The sequence below is a fragment of the Oceanobacillus sp. B139/18 genome (assembly GCF_055524595.1).
Window position 1 is genome coordinate 364,572 of sequence record NZ_JBVFXI010000004.1, and the last position, 19,376, is coordinate 383,947.

At 39.2% G+C, this 19,376-nt stretch carries 19 protein-coding genes and 2 riboswitches; of the genes, 10 read left to right on the plus strand and 9 right to left on the minus strand.

Annotated elements, in window-relative coordinates:
• The first annotated feature begins 11 nt into the window (after nt 1-11).
• From ACZSMY_RS14410 to ACZSMY_RS14445, 8 genes are all read left to right on the plus strand, one after another.
• Nucleotides 12-944, plus strand: a complete 933-nt coding sequence (locus tag ACZSMY_RS14410; protein ID WP_465147919.1) for a TIM barrel protein — start codon at nt 12-14, stop codon at nt 942-944.
• A 227-nt stretch (nt 945-1,171) separates the two neighbouring features.
• The gene (locus ACZSMY_RS14415) at nt 1,172-2,539 is read left to right on the plus strand and encodes an alanine/glycine:cation symporter family protein (protein ID WP_212928718.1); all 1,368 of its coding nucleotides are present in this window, start codon (nt 1,172-1,174) and stop codon (nt 2,537-2,539) included.
• Between the two features lie 650 nt (nt 2,540-3,189).
• Nucleotides 3,190-3,290: riboswitch (TPP riboswitch) on the plus strand.
• A 104-nt stretch (nt 3,291-3,394) separates the two neighbouring features.
• A riboswitch (TPP riboswitch) is annotated at nt 3,395-3,504 on the plus strand.
• A 143-nt stretch (nt 3,505-3,647) separates the two neighbouring features.
• Nucleotides 3,648-4,421 carry an ABC transporter ATP-binding protein gene (locus ACZSMY_RS14420; RefSeq protein ID WP_256705655.1) on the plus strand — a complete coding sequence of 258 codons (774 nt, stop codon included), beginning with the start codon at nt 3,648-3,650 and terminating at the stop codon, nt 4,419-4,421.
• A gap of 3 nt (nt 4,422-4,424) precedes the next feature.
• Nucleotides 4,425-5,165: an ABC transporter permease gene (locus ACZSMY_RS14425; RefSeq protein ID WP_193062825.1), complete on the plus strand. Its 741-nt coding sequence runs from the start codon at nt 4,425-4,427 to the stop codon at nt 5,163-5,165.
• A gap of 1 nt (nt 5,166) precedes the next feature.
• Entirely contained in the window at nt 5,167-6,180 is a 1,014-nt protein-coding gene (locus tag ACZSMY_RS14430; RefSeq protein WP_341172527.1) for an ABC transporter substrate-binding protein, read from the plus strand.
• A gap of 285 nt (nt 6,181-6,465) precedes the next feature.
• The gene (locus ACZSMY_RS14435; protein WP_341172528.1) at nt 6,466-6,912 is read left to right on the plus strand and encodes a transposase; all 447 of its coding nucleotides are present in this window, start codon (nt 6,466-6,468) and stop codon (nt 6,910-6,912) included.
• Nucleotides 6,864-7,169: a transposase gene (locus ACZSMY_RS14440; protein ID WP_465147938.1), complete on the plus strand. Its 306-nt coding sequence runs from the start codon at nt 6,864-6,866 to the stop codon at nt 7,167-7,169. The genes ACZSMY_RS14435 and ACZSMY_RS14440 overlap by 49 nt, the downstream gene beginning before the upstream one ends.
• Entirely contained in the window at nt 7,087-7,269 is a 183-nt protein-coding gene (locus tag ACZSMY_RS14445) for a transposase (RefSeq protein ID WP_368901554.1), read from the plus strand. The genes ACZSMY_RS14440 and ACZSMY_RS14445 overlap by 83 nt, the downstream gene beginning before the upstream one ends.
• Nucleotides 7,270-7,428: 159 nt before the next feature.
• Here ACZSMY_RS14445 and iolG read toward each other — a convergent pair whose 3' ends face one another.
• The 9 genes from iolG to ACZSMY_RS14490 form a co-directional block, all read right to left on the minus strand.
• Nucleotides 7,429-8,439 (minus strand): inositol 2-dehydrogenase, encoded by a 1,011-nt coding sequence (iolG, locus tag ACZSMY_RS14450; RefSeq protein ID WP_042531747.1) that lies wholly within the window; start codon nt 8,437-8,439, stop codon nt 7,429-7,431.
• 61 nt (nt 8,440-8,500) lie between these two features.
• On the minus strand, nt 8,501-9,358 hold the full coding sequence (gene fba / locus ACZSMY_RS14455; protein WP_193062864.1) for a class II fructose-1,6-bisphosphate aldolase: 858 nt from the start codon (nt 9,356-9,358) through the stop codon (nt 8,501-8,503).
• A gap of 93 nt (nt 9,359-9,451) precedes the next feature.
• Nucleotides 9,452-10,354, minus strand: coding sequence for a myo-inosose-2 dehydratase (iolE, locus tag ACZSMY_RS14460; protein WP_465147939.1), 903 nt, complete (start codon nt 10,352-10,354; stop codon nt 9,452-9,454).
• Nucleotides 10,355-10,376: 22 nt separating this feature from the next.
• Nucleotides 10,377-12,293 (minus strand): 3D-(3,5/4)-trihydroxycyclohexane-1,2-dione acylhydrolase (decyclizing), encoded by a 1,917-nt coding sequence (gene iolD / locus ACZSMY_RS14465; protein WP_289584972.1) that lies wholly within the window; start codon nt 12,291-12,293, stop codon nt 10,377-10,379.
• A 29-nt stretch (nt 12,294-12,322) separates the two neighbouring features.
• Complete coding sequence (gene iolC / locus ACZSMY_RS14470) at nt 12,323-13,303, minus strand: 5-dehydro-2-deoxygluconokinase (RefSeq protein WP_465147920.1); 981 nt, start codon at nt 13,301-13,303, stop codon at nt 12,323-12,325.
• A 97-nt stretch (nt 13,304-13,400) separates the two neighbouring features.
• Nucleotides 13,401-14,219 (minus strand): 5-deoxy-glucuronate isomerase, encoded by an 819-nt coding sequence (iolB, locus tag ACZSMY_RS14475; protein ID WP_289584974.1) that lies wholly within the window; start codon nt 14,217-14,219, stop codon nt 13,401-13,403.
• 93 nt (nt 14,220-14,312) lie between these two features.
• Complete coding sequence (locus tag ACZSMY_RS14480; protein WP_042531759.1) at nt 14,313-15,770, minus strand: CoA-acylating methylmalonate-semialdehyde dehydrogenase; 1,458 nt, start codon at nt 15,768-15,770, stop codon at nt 14,313-14,315.
• A gap of 85 nt (nt 15,771-15,855) precedes the next feature.
• Nucleotides 15,856-16,245, minus strand: a complete 390-nt coding sequence (locus ACZSMY_RS14485) for a tautomerase family protein (RefSeq protein ID WP_042531760.1) — start codon at nt 16,243-16,245, stop codon at nt 15,856-15,858.
• A gap of 2 nt (nt 16,246-16,247) precedes the next feature.
• Nucleotides 16,248-17,060, minus strand: coding sequence for a DeoR/GlpR family DNA-binding transcription regulator (locus ACZSMY_RS14490; protein ID WP_256705664.1), 813 nt, complete (start codon nt 17,058-17,060; stop codon nt 16,248-16,250).
• Nucleotides 17,061-17,506: 446 nt separating this feature from the next.
• Between ACZSMY_RS14490 and ACZSMY_RS14495 the strand changes: the two genes are divergently transcribed.
• Nucleotides 17,507-18,550: a Gfo/Idh/MocA family oxidoreductase gene (locus ACZSMY_RS14495; protein WP_042531762.1), complete on the plus strand. Its 1,044-nt coding sequence runs from the start codon at nt 17,507-17,509 to the stop codon at nt 18,548-18,550.
• Nucleotides 18,550-19,362 carry a sugar phosphate isomerase/epimerase family protein gene (locus ACZSMY_RS14500; RefSeq protein WP_256705666.1) on the plus strand — a complete coding sequence of 271 codons (813 nt, stop codon included), beginning with the start codon at nt 18,550-18,552 and terminating at the stop codon, nt 19,360-19,362. The genes ACZSMY_RS14495 and ACZSMY_RS14500 overlap by 1 nt, the downstream gene beginning before the upstream one ends.
• Nucleotides 19,363-19,376: the final 14 nt, after the last annotated feature.

Sequence of the window (19,376 nt, forward strand, 5' to 3'; positions counted from 1 at the left end):
CAGAAGGAATCATGACAATAAACATTTCGGGTGCGCCATGCTGTTGGGGAGTCGATGATCCTAAAAAACCTTACCTTCCAGGTTGGAAGGACGTTTTAAAAGAAGCGCATCTGGCCGGATTTACAGGGGTTGAGACAGGTCCGTACGGTTATTTACCCCTTGATACAAGTGTTTTAAAAGAAGAACTGGAAAAAAATGAACTTACGATTGTAGCAGGGACTATCTTTGATGATCTTGTCTCCGAGGCCAATCTGCCTAATCTGCTTCAACAAGTAGAGGCTATTTGTTCTTTAATCACGCAGATGCCGCAAGAACAAGCGGGAGACAATCAAAAGTTTAAGACACCTTATCTGATTGTGATTGATTGGGGCCATGATGAAAGAGATTATGCAGCAGGCCACCCTGATCAGGCGCAGAGATTATCAAATAAGGCATGGGGTAATATGATCTCTCATATTACCCAAATTGCAAAGAAAGCTGCGCAAGAATACGGTGTTCGTGCAGTGGTGCATCCACATGCCGGTGGGTACATTGAATTTTCGGATGAAATATTGAAACTGACAGAGGACATTCCGTATGAAGTAGCCGGTCTTTGTTTAGATACAGGACATTTACTTTATTCAAAAATGGATCCGATAGAATGGCTGGAAAAGCTTTATCATCGTGTAGACTATATTCATTTTAAAGACATTGATATAGATGTCTACCGACAAGTCATGAATAAAAAAATCCGTTTTTTTGATGCCTGTGCGGAAAATGTAATGTGTCCTATAGGTGAAGGTGTTATTGATTATAAAGAAATATATGAGTTATTAGCTGTAAAATTAAAATATGAAGGGTTTATCACGATCGAGCAGGAGCGTGATCCTCGAAATGCAGGCAGCAGTTTAGCCGATGTGAAAAAAAGTGTCGCATTTTTAGAAGAGCTTGGGTTTAATAAATAAGTTCAAGCTTTCCAATGTAATTGTAATAAAGCGTATGAATAAGGCCACCCAGCCCAGCTTTATACGCTTTTTACAGTAATTTATCACACCGTGTCAAATTACTTTACACTTCTTCATTTTCTCATAGATTTTTAGATGATATTCATGTAAAATAAATACAATTACTGTAATTGTATTTTTGTGAAAAAACAGACAATTGAAAAGGGGGAGATGTGGAAGTGGAAAGCATACAGGCAATAGTGGATACGGTTAATGGTATCGTCTGGGGGCCGATTACGCTCGTACTGATTGTAGGAACGGGAATATTTTTAACATTGCGTCTGGGATTTTTACAAGTAAGAGATTTACCTTATGCGCTTAAATTAACATTCTCTAAAAGTAAAAATAAAGACAAAAACGAAAAAGGAGATATTTCTCATTTCCAATCATTGATGATTGCTATGGCGGCGACACTGGGAATTGGTAATATGACTGGAGTTGCTTCAGCTGTGCTCCTTGGCGGTGTTGGTGCGCTATTTTGGATGTGGCTGGCGGCATTTTTTGGGATGGCCACAAAATATGGTGAAGCTATCTTAGCTGTTAAATACCGTACCGTCAATCATAAAGGGGAAATATCAGGCGGTCCAATGTATTATATTGAAAAGGGATTGGGCTGGAAATGGTTAGCTGTTTTGTTTGCGCTGTTTGGCTTTTTAGCATCCTTTGGAATTGGAAATATGACGCAATCGAATACTGTTGCCGGTTCCTTACAAGCTACTTTTAATATTAACCCATGGGTTACGGGAATCATCTTGATGGCGCTCACTGCATTAGTTTTGCTTGGCGGAGTGAGAGGCATTGGAAGAGTAACTGCTATCTTTGTCCCATTTCTGGCTTTGTTTTATATAGCTGGCGGACTGATTATTGTTATTTTAAATATTACGGAAGTTCCTGCGGCGTTTGCAGTTATTTTTGAGGCTGCATTTAATCCGGAAGCTGTCGGCGGGGGAGCTATCGGTTTAGCGATTCGATACGGGATTGCCCGCGGGGTGTTCTCCAATGAAGCGGGTCTTGGTTCAGCGCCAATTGCGGCAGCGGCAGCGAAGACGGATTATCCAGGGCGGCAGGCGTTAGTATCGATGACAGGAACATTTCTGGATACGATCGTGGTTTGTACGATTACCGGACTTGTTGTGGTGATGAGCGGGCTGCATTTGCAATTTGGAGCAGATGCAGCACCTGTCATTACAGGAGAAGCTTTTGACTTTTTCTTGCCTGGATTAGGTAATTATATTGTTGTATTCGGCCTTATTTTCTTTGCTTATTCCACTATTCTGGGCTGGTCCTATTATGGGGAGAAATGCTTCGGTTATATTTTTGGAGATCGAAATACAATCTATTATAAAATCATTTTCTGTCTGGTTATCCTGTTTGGTGCGGTTCAATCTGTGCAGTTAGTATGGGATCTTGCGGATATATTCAATGGATTAATGGCAGTGCCCAACTTGATTGCGCTCTGTTTATTATCCGGCGTGATTGTATCTGAAACAAATAAATTTAGAGAAGTACGGAGAAAGGAAAAAGAGGAGGAGAGGAAGCAGAAGCTGGCTGGTTAATGATTGCTGTAATAAATGATAAAGTTACAGTAATTTTCTATCGGACATATAAAGGAAATAATTGAGGGGAAATCAATTCGTATAAAAAGTGACTTCTTTGCATCCATGGAAGTCACTTTTTAGGTTTCTCAATAATTGAATTTAATTGCAGCTATAGGATTTATTCGTTCTAAAAGGTTGTCTTCAGGATTTCCAAATAATATCACTTCTCCAGTAACAAGAGTCCCGTTTACAAGAGGACAGCTATGTAAGCCAAGCTGAGCTGTTCTTTTTAATCTGTTTTATTTATTATAAAATACCTTTAGAAATAATAGATGCTCCTATCCTCATATAACAGGAGTATCTCAGTAAAAGTTATTCTTTTTATTTTATTATACCGTTGTATATCCTATATTATTTCACCAAATTTCACCTGAAAACATATTAAAATAGGCGGATATATCTTTTTTTATATACAAACAAATCTCATGATTTTAAAAGATAAATTAGAATAATTTGCATATTATAATTTTATATGTTTAAATAGATTCTACTTTAAGTTATTTTTCCTACAGTTCTCTATAGATGTGGCTGATGAAAATAACATTGTGAATTTTAACGTATTTTTCAATCATACAAGTTCATTTATAGAATCAAAAATTTCATATTTCTATAATCACTAGGGGAGCGATTTTTATCGCTGAGAAAGGAAACTTGACTCTTATAACCTGATTTAGTTAAGACTAACGTAGGGAAGTGATGACTTACTTAAGTAGATAATAATCTAGTTATGTATTCATTTCCCATTCATCTGTATTCGTTGAATGGGTTTTTTAATGCTTATGTCATAAATTCAATAAAAGAGATACCAATTTAATAAGAATGTAGGGGGACCAGTGTTGCTGGTTGAGATACTATCCGTAAGATATAGACCCTTAGAACCTGATCTGGTTGAGACCAGCGTAGGGAACATGCAAAGTAATTTCTATCATAAGGAAATGTATGTACCCTGGGCTTCATGTCTGGGGTATTTTTTATTTGGAAGGAGGGATGCATTTTCGATTAGCTGATGATTGCTTTTAAGACATAATAATACACTCTTTGTTAGAAAGAAGGTAGAGAACGAAGGATGAGAGAACAAAATAAAAAAATAGCTCTTCAGTTTCAAAACGTAAATTTCTATTACAAAAATGATGCAGGGAAAATTCCTATATTAAAAAATATGAATCTTTCTATTGCGGATGGTGAATTTGTAAGCATTATCGGTGCAAGTGGGTCCGGCAAGTCGACAATTTTCCGTCTAATTGTCGGATTGGAGGAACTGAAAAGCGGAACTATCTATTTAAACGAGGATCCAGTAACCAATCGTTCTGGAAAAGTTGGTTATATGCCTCAACAGGATTTATTGATGCCATGGCGGACTGTTCAACAAAATGCAGCTCTTCCATTGGAACTGCAAAAGGAAAATCATCTCGATAGAAGAACTGTTCAAAACTTGCTGGAGGCCTTTGGGTTAAAAGGATACGAGAATAAATACCCTCATGAATTATCTGGGGGGATGCGGCAACGGGTTTCCTTTTTAAGAGCCACGTTATCCGGATCTAATGTGTTGTTGTTGGACGAACCTTTTTCAGCCTTAGATGCAATGACCAGGTTATATATGCAGGAATGGTTATTAGAACAGTGGGAACAACAGCAATCTACTATTTTGTTTATAACACATGATATTTCAGAAGCATTATTTTTGTCTGACCGCATTTTCGTCATTACGGATACCCCATTTACAACATTAAAAGAAATTAAAGTACCTTTAGAACGTCCAAGACGACAATACGATTTAGATAAAGAGGAAGTGACGGAGCTAAAAAATGATTTACTAGATCAGTTTCGGATGAGGGTGTAATGCATGAAAAATTATCTTTATTCTATTATTTTAATCACAATCTTTTTGCTTATATGGGAAGCGGGAGCGGGGTTTGTCGCTACATCATTTATTTTGCCAGCGCCAACCGAAATCGTGAAGAAGCTATGGGAATTAAAAACAGAGCTCTTGTTGCATCATCTTCCTATGACGCTTGCTGTTATTATCATTGGTCTTGGGATTTCATTGGTACTGGGAGTTGCTTTAGCAATAAGCATGAATCTATCTAAAACATTACAACAAGCGATTTATCCTATTTTAATTGCATCACAAACTATTCCTATTATTGCATTGGCGCCCATTTTTGTACTTTGGTTCGGTTATTCCATCTGGAGTAAAGTTATCGTTACAATTATCATTACCTTTTTTCCAATTACTGTCAGTACTTTCGATGGTTTTCGATCAACAAGTAAAGAGCTGAAAGAATTATTTCAAACATTAGGTGCATCTAAAAGAGCTCTTTTTTTCAAATTAGAAGTCCCATCCGCACTGCCTTCTTTTTTTTCAGGGCTAAAAGTAGCGGTGCCAATGAGCGTGATTGGAGCGGCAATTGGAGAGTGGCTGGGTGCACAAGCTGGTTTAGGGTATTTTAGTCGTCGGATGATGACACAGTTTAATGGAGCGGGTGTATTTGCTCCGATTGTCCTTCTTTCTTTGATTGGAATTTTATTGTTTATTACTGTTGTTTTATTAGAAAAATATATATTGAAATGGAGAAGATCTTAATATGAAAAAATTATCAATAATAGTTGGTATTCTAATAATCTTTATTAGTTTAAGTGCTTGTGGAAATGAAAAGGAAGAATCTATAGCAGAGGATAATAAAAACGTAAAAGAAACAAATACCGTTTCTATTATGCTTGATTGGTACCCGAATGCTGTACATAGTTATCTATACGTAGCAGAAGAGAAAGGGTATTTTGAAGAAGAGGGAATCGATGTTGATATTCAATTTCCAGCAAATCCGACAGATCCGCTGTCACTTGCAGCTTCAGGCAATGTGACGATGGGATTATATTACCAGCCTGATGTGATTGCAGCAAGAGCAAATGAAAATATCCCTGTTAAATCCGTGGCTGCTATTGTTCGGGAGCCATTAAATCACATTGTTTACCGTTCCGATGATCCGGTAAATTCTCCGAAAGATTTAGAAGGGAAGCAGGTAGGGTATCCTGGAATTCCTGTTAATGAAGCAATTGTTCAAACAATTGTTGAACATGACGGTGGAAATTATGAAAAAGTAGATATGCTGAATGTGGAATTTGAATTGGGTTCTTCTCTTATTTCTGAGCAGGTTGATGCTGTAAGTGGTATGTATGTAAACCATGAAGTGCCAGTTCTGCGCAGTGAAGGCTATGATATTGATTTTATTAATCCAGTAGATTACGGGGTTCCTCACTTTTATGAAATTGTCGCTGTTACCAGTGACGAGACATGGGAAGAGGAACAGAAAAATATTGAAGCATTTTGGCGGGCTGCACGAAAAGGATATGATTTCATGATTGAAAATGAAGAAGAGGCACTGCAAATCCTGCTTGATCACCAGGATGAAGGAAACTTTCCCTTAGAAAAAGAAATAGAAACAGAAAGCTTGTCTATTCTCTTACCAAAAATGGAATCAGAGCAAGGTTTTGGATCACAAGAAAAAGCTTCATGGGAAGAAACAGCAAAATGGTTAAAGGAATATGGAGTAATTAAAGAAATTCCAAACATCGATGATATATTTATCAATATTGAATAATAATATCCTAAATGGCAATAGGAAATGTAACACTTTATATGAAGTCATTATATAGGGCTGGAATGGAATTTCTTGATAAGGTTGCCTAGATTACCTCATCAAAAAATTCTGCGAAAAGGTATTTTCAGTCAATTTTCGAACTGCGTAATGTACGGTATTAGAATATACGTTCATTGTGTGTCCTTTTTTTGACGAATCTCCTAATTAGCCCATTATGCCGACGATGATCAACGCTTTTTCCGTGCAGTTTTTTATGGTTTCGGTGTTTTTCTTTTTATTGGAACGATGAAAATATCAATTTTCGCTGGCTTCTTCAAGGATATGCAGCTCCTGATCATTCGACCAGCTTACAATGTCCAAGCCGCTGTAGACGCAGAATTTATCGTGGGAATAGATGTCTTTTCCGATCGTAACGACACAGCTACGTTGATTCCGATGCTTCAATATTTAAAGGAAAACCTCCCTTTCACGTATCGTCATATTGTTGCGGATTCTGGATATGAAAGCGAAGAAAATTATGTCTATTTAAAGAAGCAAAAGCAGACGGGCTATACCAAGCTGCAAAATCATGAACGCAAGAAAAAAGCTTCTTTCAAAAAAGGATATCAAACATCGGGAAAACATGGCTTACGACAAAAATACAGATACCCTACACCTGTGCCAATGATCGGAAGTTACAAGTCATTAGAAACTATACACGAACTTCACAGACAGGCTACGAATCTCAAGTAACGGTCTACGAATGTGAAGACTGTTCCGATTGTCCGCTTAAAGAAAAATGTACGAAAGCGAAAGGGAATTGTCAACTGCATGTAGCTAAGGAATTTCTGGCTTACCGAGAAACAGCACAAGAAAATATTCTAACAGAAGCAGGCAAGCTGTACCGTATGAATCGTTCCCATTCAGGTGGAAGGAACATTCGGCATACTGAAGGAAGATTATCAACTGAAGAAGTTTCGTACGAGAGGAACAGGCAATGTACAAAATGAGCTTTTGATTCTAGCATTTGGTTATAATTTCAATAAAATATATAAGAAAATCCAAGCTAATCGCCTGGATCTTTATTATCACCCATTAAAGACAGCTTAAAAATTATTAAAAGGCGAAGCTTATTTAAGTACGTCAAAAAAACGAACAATTTTCTTTTTACCGCCAAAAATAAGATAGCGAATCTCAAAAGGAGCTGTCGCAAAATGCGTATCATGCATTTTGCGACAGCTCCAATTTAAAAGTTAAAGTCATCTCATATTAACGAAGCTCACTCAATTCAACCGTACGATTCTCTTTCCAGGAAAGTTTCGCAGCTTTTGCTAACAGCTCAGCCTGTAGCCCGTCCTCGAATTTTGCCACGACGGGTTTATCTTCTAAAATAGATTGGGCAAAATCATGGATTTCCGCGATGTATCCTTCATTATAACGCTCAAGGAAGAAATACATTGGCTTGTCCTCGGTAACCGCAGCATTTGTGCTTACTTTTACATTGGTCGGCTTCTGATTTTCTACCTGGACCATGCCGTTATTGCCGAATACTTCGATACGCTGGTCATAGCCGTATACTGCTTGGCGGCTGTTATCAATTACTCCCAGAGAATCATCTGCAAAGGTGAGGGTGATAATGGCTGTATCTACATCATCATTGCGTGAAAAACGATCATCTACCAGAGAAGACGCTTTTACGGTAATGTTTTTCACATCTTGACCGGATAAGTAACGAATCATATCGAAATCATGGATCGCCATATCGATAAATAGGCCGCCGGAGCGTTTTACATATTCTTCTGGCGGAGCTTCCGGATCACGGGAAGTGATTTTAATAACATGCGGTGTACCAATATCACCATTGCGGACAACATCATGTGCTTTTCTGAAATGTGTATCGAAACGGCGGTTAAAACCTACTTGGAATTTGACGCCTGTTTCTTTAATCACTTCCAAGGTTTCTTTTGTTTTTTCAATATCAAAGCTGATTGGCTTTTCGCAGAAAATATGCTTGTTATTCTTTGCTGCTTTTGTAATAAAATCAATATGGGTATCCGTGCTTGAGCAGATAAAAACAGCATCGATTTCTGGGTCATTAAGAATATCATCTGCATTCTGTGTGATAACAGGAACAGCCTTTAAATAATCGATATCCTTCAAGTGATCGGTGTATACATCAGAAATTGCTTTTAACTGGTATTTATCGGATAGCAGAATATTTTTAGCATGCAGCTGTCCGATACGTCCAGCGCCAATGATGCCTACAACTACTTTTGTCATTGTCATTCCTCCAAGTCTGTAACTGTCTATGTGAAGCGACAGTTGTTCTGATAATATGGACTTATGCTTTATTGGAAGAACCAAATAAACGCATTTTTTCTATTACTACTCTTTCAATTGCATTCATCCCTGTTGTCATAATTTCCGGGATCTTATGGGAATCTGGATGCTGCTCCAGGTAGTCACGTACTGCTTTTGTCCATGCTTGATTGCATTCGGTATTTACATTGATTTTGGCATGCCCGTATTCAATGGCTTTTACAATTTGGTGGGCAGGAATACCAGAACCGCCATGCAGAGCCAGAGGAACCTCATTCAGGTTGTCAGAGATTTCCTGCATTAAATCAAATGCCAGCTTTGGTTCACCCTGATAAACGCCATGAACCGATCCAAGCGCGGCTGCAAGCAGATCTACTCCGGTTTCTTCTACAAGCCGATAACACTCGTTTGGGTCCGCGTATTTGATGCCTGAAGTGATGCCATCCTCTGTACCGCCAACAGAACCGATTTCTGCTTCCACAGAGACATGCTGTTTATTTGCATAGTCGACAACCTCTTTGGTGTTGGCGATATTTTCTTCCAAAGGCAGCTTCGAGCCATCATACATAACAGAGCTGTAGCCTGCATCAACAGCTTCTTTACAGCGTTCTACCGATAAACCATGGTCGAGGTGCAGAACGACAGGTACGGTAATTCCCATTTCTTCTACCATTTTTTTGGTAGTGGCAGCAATCAATTTAAATCCGCCAAGGTAGTCTACGATACGATCCGTGGAAGCTAAAATAACGGGAGATTTTTCTTTTTCTGCTGCGCGTAATGTGGCTTCTGCCCATTGAAAGGTATTGATATTAAATTGGCCGACAGCATACTGGTTTTTCTTTGCTTCAGGCATCAGCTCTTTTAATGATACAAATGTCATTCTTTCACCTCCATTCTTTTTATAATTAAATATGCCGTACATTTCATGAAGAGGTTCACTCTAACATACTGCTTTTAAAGTGAACATCCTCATTTAGTTTGTGACTTTTTCGTTCAATACGTTTTCGTTAATATACTTGCGGGCCTTTAAAGCATATTCAAGCGGATGCGCAATTTCCGGATCCTGCTCTGCTTCAATCACAATCCAGCCCTGGTAGTTATTTTCCAGCAGCTTGTCATATACTTTTTTAAAGTCGATACCGCCATCGCCAGGTACCGTAAACATTCCGGCAAGAAAGGCAGAGCGGAAGGATAGACCGTCCTTTTCGCTCGTTTTCATGATATTGTCCCGAATATCTTTAAAATGCACATGTTTAATCCGGTCGATGTGCTTCTCTAATAACGGCATGTATGCTTTATCAGAGGCGTAAATGTGACCTGTATCGTAAAGCAAGTGAACCAGTCCCGGGTCGGTATTTTTCATCAAGCGGTCGACTTCTGCCAACGTCTGTACGCCGGTTCCGAGATGGTGATGATATACAAGCTTTAAGCCGTAACTGTCAGCGACTTCGCCGAGTACGTTCAAGCCTTCTGTAAGCTGATTCCATTCTTCATCTGAAAAAGTGGGCTTATCAGTAAAAACATTTTTAGGTAAGCCTTGAATACTGTAGGTTTGTTCGGATACAACAGCAACCGCAGCATCCACTTCTTTTAAATAAGCGCAGTGCTCACGGAATGCTTCCGATGCTTTCTCCACGCCATCTTGAATAATAAAACTGGAGAACCATTGTCCGGCAATCTTTAAGTTGCGGAGCTTTATTTCTTTTTTTAATGTTTTCGCATCAGGGAAGAAACCGCCGACTTCTGTGCCTTCAAATCCGGCAACAACGATATCGCTCAATAGATGCGATAGGGTATTGTCTTTTCCGATTTCCGGCATATCGTCATTTCGCCAGCCGATTGGTGCTATTCCCCAATGGATATCCTGTTTTCCCATCATTCATCACATCCAGCTTCCATTAATATTGTCTTGCATTATCGAGAATTTGTTGTCTTTCTGCGGCAGCTTTTTGTACACTTTCCTTTTCGGAAACTTCTGCTACTCCAACATTCCACCAGCTACCATCGTAGCCGTCTGTCATTGTTTTTGGCAGCACTTTTATTTCAATCAGCGTGGATACCGTTTGTTTTTTAGCATCTTCCACAGCTGCTGTTAAATCTTTTAGGTTATTGACAGAATAGGTTTTTAAGCCATATCCTTCTCCGATTTTAGCGTAATCAATGTTCATGATTTCGTTATTCGCATTACGGAATTCTGTTCCTGTGCTTCCATTTCCGTGATCCATTTGTAAGTTATTGATGCATCCAAACCCGGAATTATCGAATAGCAGCAGGTTGATTTTTTTATCATATTGAAGAGCTGTTACAATTTCAGAGTGAAGCATTAAGAAGCTTCCGTCTCCTACAACTGCATACGATTCCTGTTCAGGCTTCGCTAATTTAGCTCCCAGTGCTCCTGCGATTTCGTATCCCATACAAGAGTAGCCATATTCTAAATGGAACGTGTTTGCCACATTGGCATTCCAAATCCGCTGCATATCTCCTGGCAGTGATCCTGCGGAAGAAATCACAATAGCATCGCTGTCAACCACATCATTGACTCTAATTAATGCTTCCGTTTGTGTTAATTCTGTTTTTAGCGCATCTGCATAATCATTTAAAATCTCTTGATTGAAATGATCCGCGATTTCAGGTTTAAAATCATTGCGATTGAATTCTGTTGCAGCTAAGCGATTGCGCTCATTTTCCCACTCTTGTTTCAGGGAAGCTGTTTCTTCTCCATAGCTTGATTGGTAATCGCCAATATTTTTATTGATTGATTGCAATGCTGCTTTGGCGTCAGCCACCACTTGGAAACCGTCAAATTTATAAGCCTGCCCGCGGTTTACATTGATATTTAAAAATGTTGTCTTGTCAAAGTCAAACAACGTTCTGGATGACGTTGTGAAATCTGTATATCTTGTACCGATTCCGATAATCAAGTCGGCGTTCATCACTGCTTTGTTCGCAGCGGAGGTACCTAAAATACCATTTCCGCCAAGATTATTCGGATGAGTAAACTCCACGGTTGATTTCCCGGCATGTGTTTCTACGATGGGAATATTTGCTTTTTCAGACAGTGCTACTAATTCCTCTCTTGCCTCTGAATATTTAGCACCGCCGCCGACTAACAGTACCGGGCGTTTGCTTTGTTTAATGGCTGCAATTGCTCCGTCTAATTCACGCTGCGTCGGTAATTTACGGTCTACATAGTGAACGCGTTTATTGAAAAAGTTGACTGGATAATCATATGCCATCGCTTCTACATCCTGAGGTAAGCAAATCGTTGCTGGTCCAGTTGTTGCCGGATTCGTTAATACTTCAAATGCTCGGATTAACGCACTCATCAACTGTTCCGGACGATCAATACGGTCCCAATATCTTGAAACAGCTTTGAATGCTTCGTTGGTTGTTAAATCTGTACTGTGTTCATGCTCTAATTGCTGCAGTACAGGGTCGGGCTGTCTGGTGGCAAATGTATCTGCCGGTAAGAATAGCACCGGGATATTATTTGCAAAAGCAGTTCCAGCTGCTGTTACCATATTCGCTGAGCCTGGTCCTGCAGATGCGGACACAGCAAAAATCTTTTGACGGAGATTTTGTCTGGCAAAAGCTGTTGCTGCATGTGCCATTCCTTGTTCATTCTTTCCTTGATAGCTTTTTAGACGTCCAGGATTATTTTCAAGTGCTTCTCCTAAGCCTAAAACATTTCCATGGCCATAAATATGGAAAACACCTTCTACAAAAGGCGTTTCTACGCCGTCTACAGAAATATATTGCTGATTCAAAAACTTTACCAATGCTTGTGCAGTAGTTAAACGGATTTTTTCACCCATTTTATTCAACCTACCTTTCGTATCTAAATTTAAGAACGCTCGCGAATAAGCTGTTCAATTTCTTCTACAGTCGGCATCGCTTCGGAAGAACTGTGCTTGCTGACAACGATGGAAGCAGATGCACTGCCGAATTTCAATGCAGTTTCATAGTCTTTTCCTGTAACAAGTGCGTAAAGAAATGCAGATGCATAGGAATCGCCTGCGCCAAATGTTTTTAACACTTTTGTTTTGTATGCCTGTCCGCGGTGAACGGTACCATCTGGCTCATAGGCATAGGAACCGTCGACACCATGCTTGATGACAACAAGCTCGGTATTATGCTGGAATAAGTGCTGGACTGTTTTTTCATTGTCGCCTTCTGAATCCAGGTTTTCCATCACATCGTATTCGTCACGCGTACCGATAACGACATCGGAAAGCTCTGCAACGAGAGAGTAATATACTGCTGTTTCCTCAGCAGATTTCCATGTATATGGACGGTAATCTAATTCAAAGATAACTTTGACATCATTCTTTTTTGCATATTGAACTGCTTGCAATACCGCTTCACGAGAAGGGCTCTGTGCCAGTGCGGTACCGGAAACAAGAAGGATTTTCGCTTTTTTTATATAATCTTCGCTTACTTCGGTGGAATCTAAATAAAGATCCGCTACTTGATCACGATACATTAAAATGCTGCATTCTTCCGGGCTTAGAATTTCTGTGAAAGTAAGTCCGGATTTATGTCCTTCTGTATCGTAAACGATATGAGAGGTGTCAATCCCTTTTTCCTCCATGTACTGTTTGATAAAGTTTCCGTGCTGGTCTTCTGAGATTTTGCCGATAAATCCAGCTTTCAGCCCTAATTTTGAACTGCCAATAGCAATATTTGCCGGAGAACCGCCAACGTATTTTGTGAAAGTCATTGTTTCTTCCATCGGACGGTTGTATTCGTTTGCATTCAAGTCAATCGCAGCGCGGCCAATCGCAATAATATCGTATTCTCTATCTTGATTAAATGTAAGTGCCATGCATTTCGCTCCTTTTTCATTACGGTTTATTTTCATAGGAGAATCGCCCTCGCCTCTTTCTATAAGAATAGAGGAGAGGGGGACGATTCAAAAATGATTAGTCTCGATCAATAATCCATTCATGATCTTTTTCGTTATGGAATTTCCAGATGCGTTCCGGCCCGGCCATGACATTTAAATAGTAAGAGGCATAGCCGTCTGGCACGCCTACTGGATGGTAGCCTTTAGGAACAAGAACAACATTGGCATTTTCTACAGCCATGGTCTCATCTAAAGAACGGTCCTCTGTATATACACGCTGGAAAACAAACCCTTGCGGCGGGTCCATTTCGTGATAATAGCTTTCTTCTAAGAAGGACTCGTTTGGAAGATTGTCCTGGTCATGCTTATGCGGAGGGTAGCTGGACCAGTTAGCTGTTTCTGTAAACACTTCTACAACAAGCAAGCTGTTTGCGGAAGGATCAGAGTCCGGTAAAATATTGTGTACTTGCCGTTTATTATTATATTTTCCGCGATGCTCTACGCCGTTATCCTCTGCTTTAATCAGTTTGGTCGGCAGCTCTTTATCAGATGGAGCAAAGCATAATGCTACACGAGCTTTCGTGTTAGCTGTAATGGTAACTGTTTTATTATGGGAAACATAAACACTGTCTGTCGGTTTACGTTCAAATACGCTTTCGCGGGTACCAATATCAGAGAAGCTTTGATAGCCATCTGTGACGGTGATTTTTCCTGTTAATGCGACAACACAAAGCTCTAAGTTCGTCAGCTTTTCGTCATAGCTGGTATTTGGTTCTAAATCTACTACTTTAAAACCGACATAATGAAGGTCGGAATTTTCTTCTGTCACTTCATGAACAAGTGTTACGCCGTCTGCTAATTTGTTATTTTCAGGTTTTCTTAATAAATGACTCATAAAGAACTCCTTTCGATATGGAATGAGGCTGGGACTGGAGTAACAAGTCCAGCCTCATCTTTTATTTAAAATCTAGTAATCTGCTTTAATGCATTATGAAAAATCTGGTTCAGGGTAACGAGCGGTTACTACTTTTTTACGTGTATAGAAATCGACACTGTCTTTTCCATTTGCATGCAATGTACCGTAGAAAGAAGACTTCCATCCGGAGAATGGGAAGAATGCCATCGGTGCTGGTACACCTAAGTTGATTCCTAACATACCTGCATCGATGTTTTCACGGAAATAGCGTACAGATAATGCGCTTGTAGTGAATAGGCAAGCACCGTTAGCGAATTCAGATTGGTTAGCGAATTCCACTGCTTCTTTTAGGTTTTTCACACGTACGACAGATAACACTGGAGCAAAAATCTCATCCTTCCATATTGTCATATCTTGAGATACGCCATCAAAAATCGTTGGTCCGACAAAGTAGCCATCCTCATTTTGTTCGTTACGTCCGTCGCGAACTAACGTAGCGCCTTCTTCGATTCCTTTTTCGATATAACCCAGTGTACGTTGTTTTGCTTCGTCGCGGATAACCGGTCCTAAGAAGACACCTTCATCCAGGCCATTACCCATTTTGATGTTGTCAGATGCTTCTTTTAATTTTGCTATAAATTCATCTGCAACGGAATCTTCTACAGTTACCACCGCACAAGCCATACAGCGTTCTCCGGCAGAACCGAATGCAGCGCTGATTACTTCTTTTGTAGCTAGGTCTAAGTCAGCATCTGCTAATACCGTAGAGTGGTTTTTCGCGCCAGTTAATGCTTGAACACGTTTTAAATTCTCACTTCCGCGCTTGTATACATATTCTCCAACTGGCTTAGAGCCTACGAAGGATACTGCTTTTACAGTAGGGTGGTCTAAAATGCCATTCACCACATCATGTGCACCATTTACAATACTGAATACACCCTTAGGAAGACCGGCTTCATCCAGTAATTCTGCAAGTCTGGCTGCAAGAATAGGTGTTTTTTCTGATGGCTTTAAGATAAAGGAGTTACCTAAAGCAATTGCCATTGGGAACATCCAGCAAGGGACCATCATTGGGAAGTTAAATGGCGCAATTCCGCCGACAACTCCTACAGGGTAACGATAGTTGGTAGCTTCTACATCGGTTGCAATTGTTGCAAGAGAATCTCCCATCATTAATGTCGGTGCACCAGCAGCGAATTCTACGTTTTCAATACCGCGTCCAACTTCACCTAGTGCTTCGCTAACACTTTTTCCGTTTTCCTGGGTAATTAATTTTGCTAATTCTTCTTTATGCTCTTCTAATAGATTTTGATATTTAAATAGAATGCGGGCACGTTTGGCTACAGATACTTTTTTCCATTTTTCTTGAGCAGCCTGAGCTGCCTGCACAGCATCTTCAAAATCCTCTGGAGTAGAGATTGGCACTTGTGCTAATACTTCTTTTGTTGCTGGATTATAAACATCTTCATACTTATCTGTTTTACTTTCGACCCATTCACCATTGATAAAGTTCTTTAGTTTTTTAGACATTAGGATATGTCCTCCTTTAATATAGTAGATTTATATTTTATTCTCTGAAAAATTTAGAGAAAATAGATAACTTAGTTGAAAAATGCTAGAGGTCACCGGTTAAAAATTGTGCCTTGCCAAATCCAAAGCTCCATTCTCCGGCGCCATTCGTGACAAAGGTAATCATGACATCCTTTGGATCTACCTGACATTGCTGCTCTAACCTTTCTGTCAGAAGCTGATAAAAGTCTTTCTTCATCTTGTCCGTCCGCTGTGTACTGATGACGGTAAAAAGGATGACGTTATCACTTCTCTCAAAGCCGAGCCCGGTATCCTTCATAATCATTTCGTAGGGTTCATGCTGTGTTACAACTTGGTAACGATCACCCTCAGGGACATGAAACGCTTCCAAAACAACTTGATGCGCTGCATCCAAAATTTGTTTGATTTCCTCCGGTTCTCGACCTTTGATTAAATCAACTTTAATTAGGGGCATCTCTACACTCCTTCATTTTGATTTGCAATAACAAGCTCGACATTATAATTCTTACAATAGTCGATATACGCTTGACCAGGGCGTTGATCTGTAATCAGATAATCCAGCTGGTTCAGATTGCAATAAGTAGTTAAAGCGACTTTATCGAATTTTTGATGATCAACTAACAACAGCTTCTGCTCGATTTGTTCCGCTATATAAGATTTCAATTCGCTTTCCACAGGAATAGAGCTCGTTACGCCATTTTTGATAGAAATCGCAGTAGCAGCTAAAAATGCTTTGTTAATATTATAATTCTTTAGAATTTCCTGTGCCTGAATCGTTGTAAACGACTGCGTTCTGCGGTTAAGCGCGCCTCCCAAACTATAAACAGTAAGGTTTTCATAAGGCATCGTTCTCAGGATGAAATCAATATTATTCGTTACAATCGTGATTTGTTTGTCCTGAATATATTTAATGAGCTCTAATACGGTTGTTCCCGTATCTATAAAAATAATGTCCCCATCTTGAATATAGTTGGCAGCCTGTTCCGCAATCCTTTGTTTATTTGGCAGATTCTTTGTCTGCCGGTAAGTGAAGGAGGTTAAAGGCTTGGTGATATCTTTGTTTTGCTGTTTTTTTTCAGCAGGCTGATTAACAGCTGCTCCGCCATGAACCTTAACAATGTCACCGGTCTTACATAACTCCTGCACATCATTACGGATAGTATTTTTAGAAACTGCAAATTTATCAACGAGTTCATCATAAGAAGCTCTTTGCTTGAACGTAATATATTCTTGTAATGCAGCGATACGCTTCGATTTGATGTTGATCACCTCTTTTCTTACATCGAGTATAACACAAAGAATCCAAAAAGTTAACAAGAAATGACCAAAAGTTTATAATTTATTTGAGCATTTTATTGTTTTGTTGATGTGACGGTGTTTTTGGATGCGTTTTCTTTTAGAAGGATGGGTAAGTTAATGTTTATTGAGATATTTGCTCTGCAGAAGAGCAGTAGATTGTGTTTATGAAATTTGTTAGAACAAAAATGACATACTGAAATAGAAAGATAGACTTTGGTTTGTCTTCTTTTTGGGCATTAGAAGAGCTAATACGAGTTTTTTGCTAATAATAAAGGTGAAAAAAGGGAAAGTGTTTTCCTGTATAGTTTGTTTTATTTCTAATTTATTTTGTATAAATTAATATTGACATGAATTGAAAGCCTGTTTATAATCATCGTCATAAGGAAAACACTTTCCTAAAGAAGGGGTGAATTTTTATGAAAACATTAAATATAGGATTGATAGGTGCTGGAAGAATGGGGGCGTTTCATGGCCAAACAATTGCGCAGCGTATTCCTGGGGCGAAATTGTATGCGATTGCAGACCCATTTCCACAATCTGCTGAAAACGTATTACAACATATTGGAGAAGAAGCTAAAATTTATACAAATCCGTTAGATTTAATTCAAGATTCTGAAGTAGATGCCATTGTGATAGTTTCTCCAGCAAGAACACATTCGGAAAATGTTATTCAAGCGATTGAACATGGAAAGCCCGTTTTCTGTGAAAAGCCAATGGCAGTTTCGATAGAAGAGATGAAAGCGATCAAAAAAGCTGCAAAGAAAAATCCTGTACCGGTCCAAGTTGGTTTTAATCGTCGTTTTGAAAAGGGTTTTGAACAAGCGCATCAAGAAATTGTTGATGGACAGCTAGGGGACGTACAGCTGCTTCGTTCAAATACGAGAGATCCAGAGCTTTCTGGTCCAGAAAAGAAACCGGAATGGACGATATTTTTAGAAACATTGATTCATGATTTTGATACGTTGATGTACTTAAATCCAGGAGCGAAACCGGTAGAGGTATATGCGAAAGCAGATGCGCTTATCCGGCCGGATTTGAAGGAAAACGGATTATTGGATACTTCTGTGGTGACGATAACGTTTGATAATGGATGTATTGCGGTAGCGGATGCCAGCTTTCAGGCTAAATATGGATACGATGTACGTGCGGAAGTATTTGGTTCGGAAGGAATGATTACGTTAGGAGATATCAAAACATCCAGCATGCAAAAATTTAATACAGCTGGAGCAAGCTACCAAACTACCAGATATGATCAGGATCTTTTATTTGATGCATATGTTGATGAATTAAAGCATTTTGTGAAAGCGGTACAAAATGAAGAAGTAACGCCAAAAGTATCTATTGAAAATGCAGAATGGGCATTGTATTTGGCGCTGGCAAGTATTGAGTCTGTGAAAACAGGACTTCCTGTAAAAGTAGAAGATGTTATTTCATTACAGTTAAAGGAGGAAGCAATGTAATGAGAGAATATGGGCTATGCTTATGGACATTTGGAGATGTAGATACACAGAGAAAGATAAAGCTTGCGGAAGAGATTGGTGTAGATGGTGTTGAAGTGCAAGGAAACTTAGAGGATGACCCTGCGGAAATAAAAGAATTACTGAAAGAATATAACTTAAAGGCTTTATCTGTGACACCGGATAATGTTGATATTTCAAGTATTGATGAAAAAGTCAGAGTGGATGCTGTTAATTACTTTCTGGAATTATTAATCTGGGCTAAAGAGCTGGGAGCAGGTAGAATTTGTCTTCATGGTGAAGTTGGGAAAATAACAGGTTCAGGTAACTCGGATAAAGACTGGGAATTGCTTGTGAAAAGTACAAAGCAAATAGTAGAAAAAGCAGAAGAACTCGAAATGCCTATTGTTTATGAGGTGCTTAATCGTTATGAAAATCATCAAATAGTCACGTCAAAAGAAGCAAAAAAATTGATAGATGAGGTTCAAAGTAAATATCTTACTATTTTATTAGATGCTTATCATATGAATATTGAAGAAAGCTCATCTGTTCAAGCGTTGAAGGATGCCGGAGAAAATTTGGGCGTTTATCATATTGCTGACTCCAATAGACAAGCTATTGGTAATGGACATGCAAATTTAAAAGAACAGGTAGCTGTTTTAGGAGAAATCGGTTATACAGGTCCTGTGATTATGGAAATGACAGCTGCCGGACCTAATCCTTTTACTCCTGTGAAAGAAGGAGACTACTTAGGTGTTATTACAGCATATTATCGTGCGTCATTAAAACAGTTAAAAGAATGGGAGAAATACTAAGGTTTCAGCGCTTT

What these genes read in the sequence shown, in the direction of transcription:
- iolB (WP_289584974.1), bottom strand. Translation starts at nt 14,219, where the DNA reads ATGAGTCATTTATTAAGAAAACCTGAAAATAACAAATTAGCAGACGGC.
- ACZSMY_RS14435 (WP_341172528.1), top strand. Translation starts at nt 6,466, where the DNA reads ATGAAAATATCAATTTTCGCTGGCTTCTTCAAGGATATGCAGCTCCTG.
- ACZSMY_RS14410 (WP_465147919.1), top strand. Translation starts at nt 12, where the DNA reads ATGACAATAAACATTTCGGGTGCGCCATGCTGTTGGGGAGTCGATGAT.
- iolE (WP_465147939.1), bottom strand. Translation starts at nt 10,354, where the DNA reads ATGGGAAAACAGGATATCCATTGGGGAATAGCACCAATCGGCTGGCGA.
- iolG (WP_042531747.1), bottom strand. Translation starts at nt 8,439, where the DNA reads ATGACAAAAGTAGTTGTAGGCATCATTGGCGCTGGACGTATCGGACAG.
- ACZSMY_RS14485 (WP_042531760.1), bottom strand. Translation starts at nt 16,245, where the DNA reads ATGCCCCTAATTAAAGTTGATTTAATCAAAGGTCGAGAACCGGAGGAA.
- ACZSMY_RS14500 (WP_256705666.1), top strand. Translation starts at nt 18,550, where the DNA reads ATGAGAGAATATGGGCTATGCTTATGGACATTTGGAGATGTAGATACA.
- ACZSMY_RS14430 (WP_341172527.1), top strand. Translation starts at nt 5,167, where the DNA reads ATGAAAAAATTATCAATAATAGTTGGTATTCTAATAATCTTTATTAGT.
- fba (WP_193062864.1), bottom strand. Translation starts at nt 9,358, where the DNA reads ATGACATTTGTATCATTAAAAGAGCTGATGCCTGAAGCAAAGAAAAAC.
- ACZSMY_RS14480 (WP_042531759.1), bottom strand. Translation starts at nt 15,770, where the DNA reads ATGTCTAAAAAACTAAAGAACTTTATCAATGGTGAATGGGTCGAAAGT.
- ACZSMY_RS14420 (WP_256705655.1), top strand. Translation starts at nt 3,648, where the DNA reads ATGAGAGAACAAAATAAAAAAATAGCTCTTCAGTTTCAAAACGTAAAT.
- ACZSMY_RS14425 (WP_193062825.1), top strand. Translation starts at nt 4,425, where the DNA reads ATGAAAAATTATCTTTATTCTATTATTTTAATCACAATCTTTTTGCTT.
- iolD (WP_289584972.1), bottom strand. Translation starts at nt 12,293, where the DNA reads ATGGGTGAAAAAATCCGTTTAACTACTGCACAAGCATTGGTAAAGTTT.
- iolC (WP_465147920.1), bottom strand. Translation starts at nt 13,303, where the DNA reads ATGGCACTTACATTTAATCAAGATAGAGAATACGATATTATTGCGATT.
- ACZSMY_RS14495 (WP_042531762.1), top strand. Translation starts at nt 17,507, where the DNA reads ATGAAAACATTAAATATAGGATTGATAGGTGCTGGAAGAATGGGGGCG.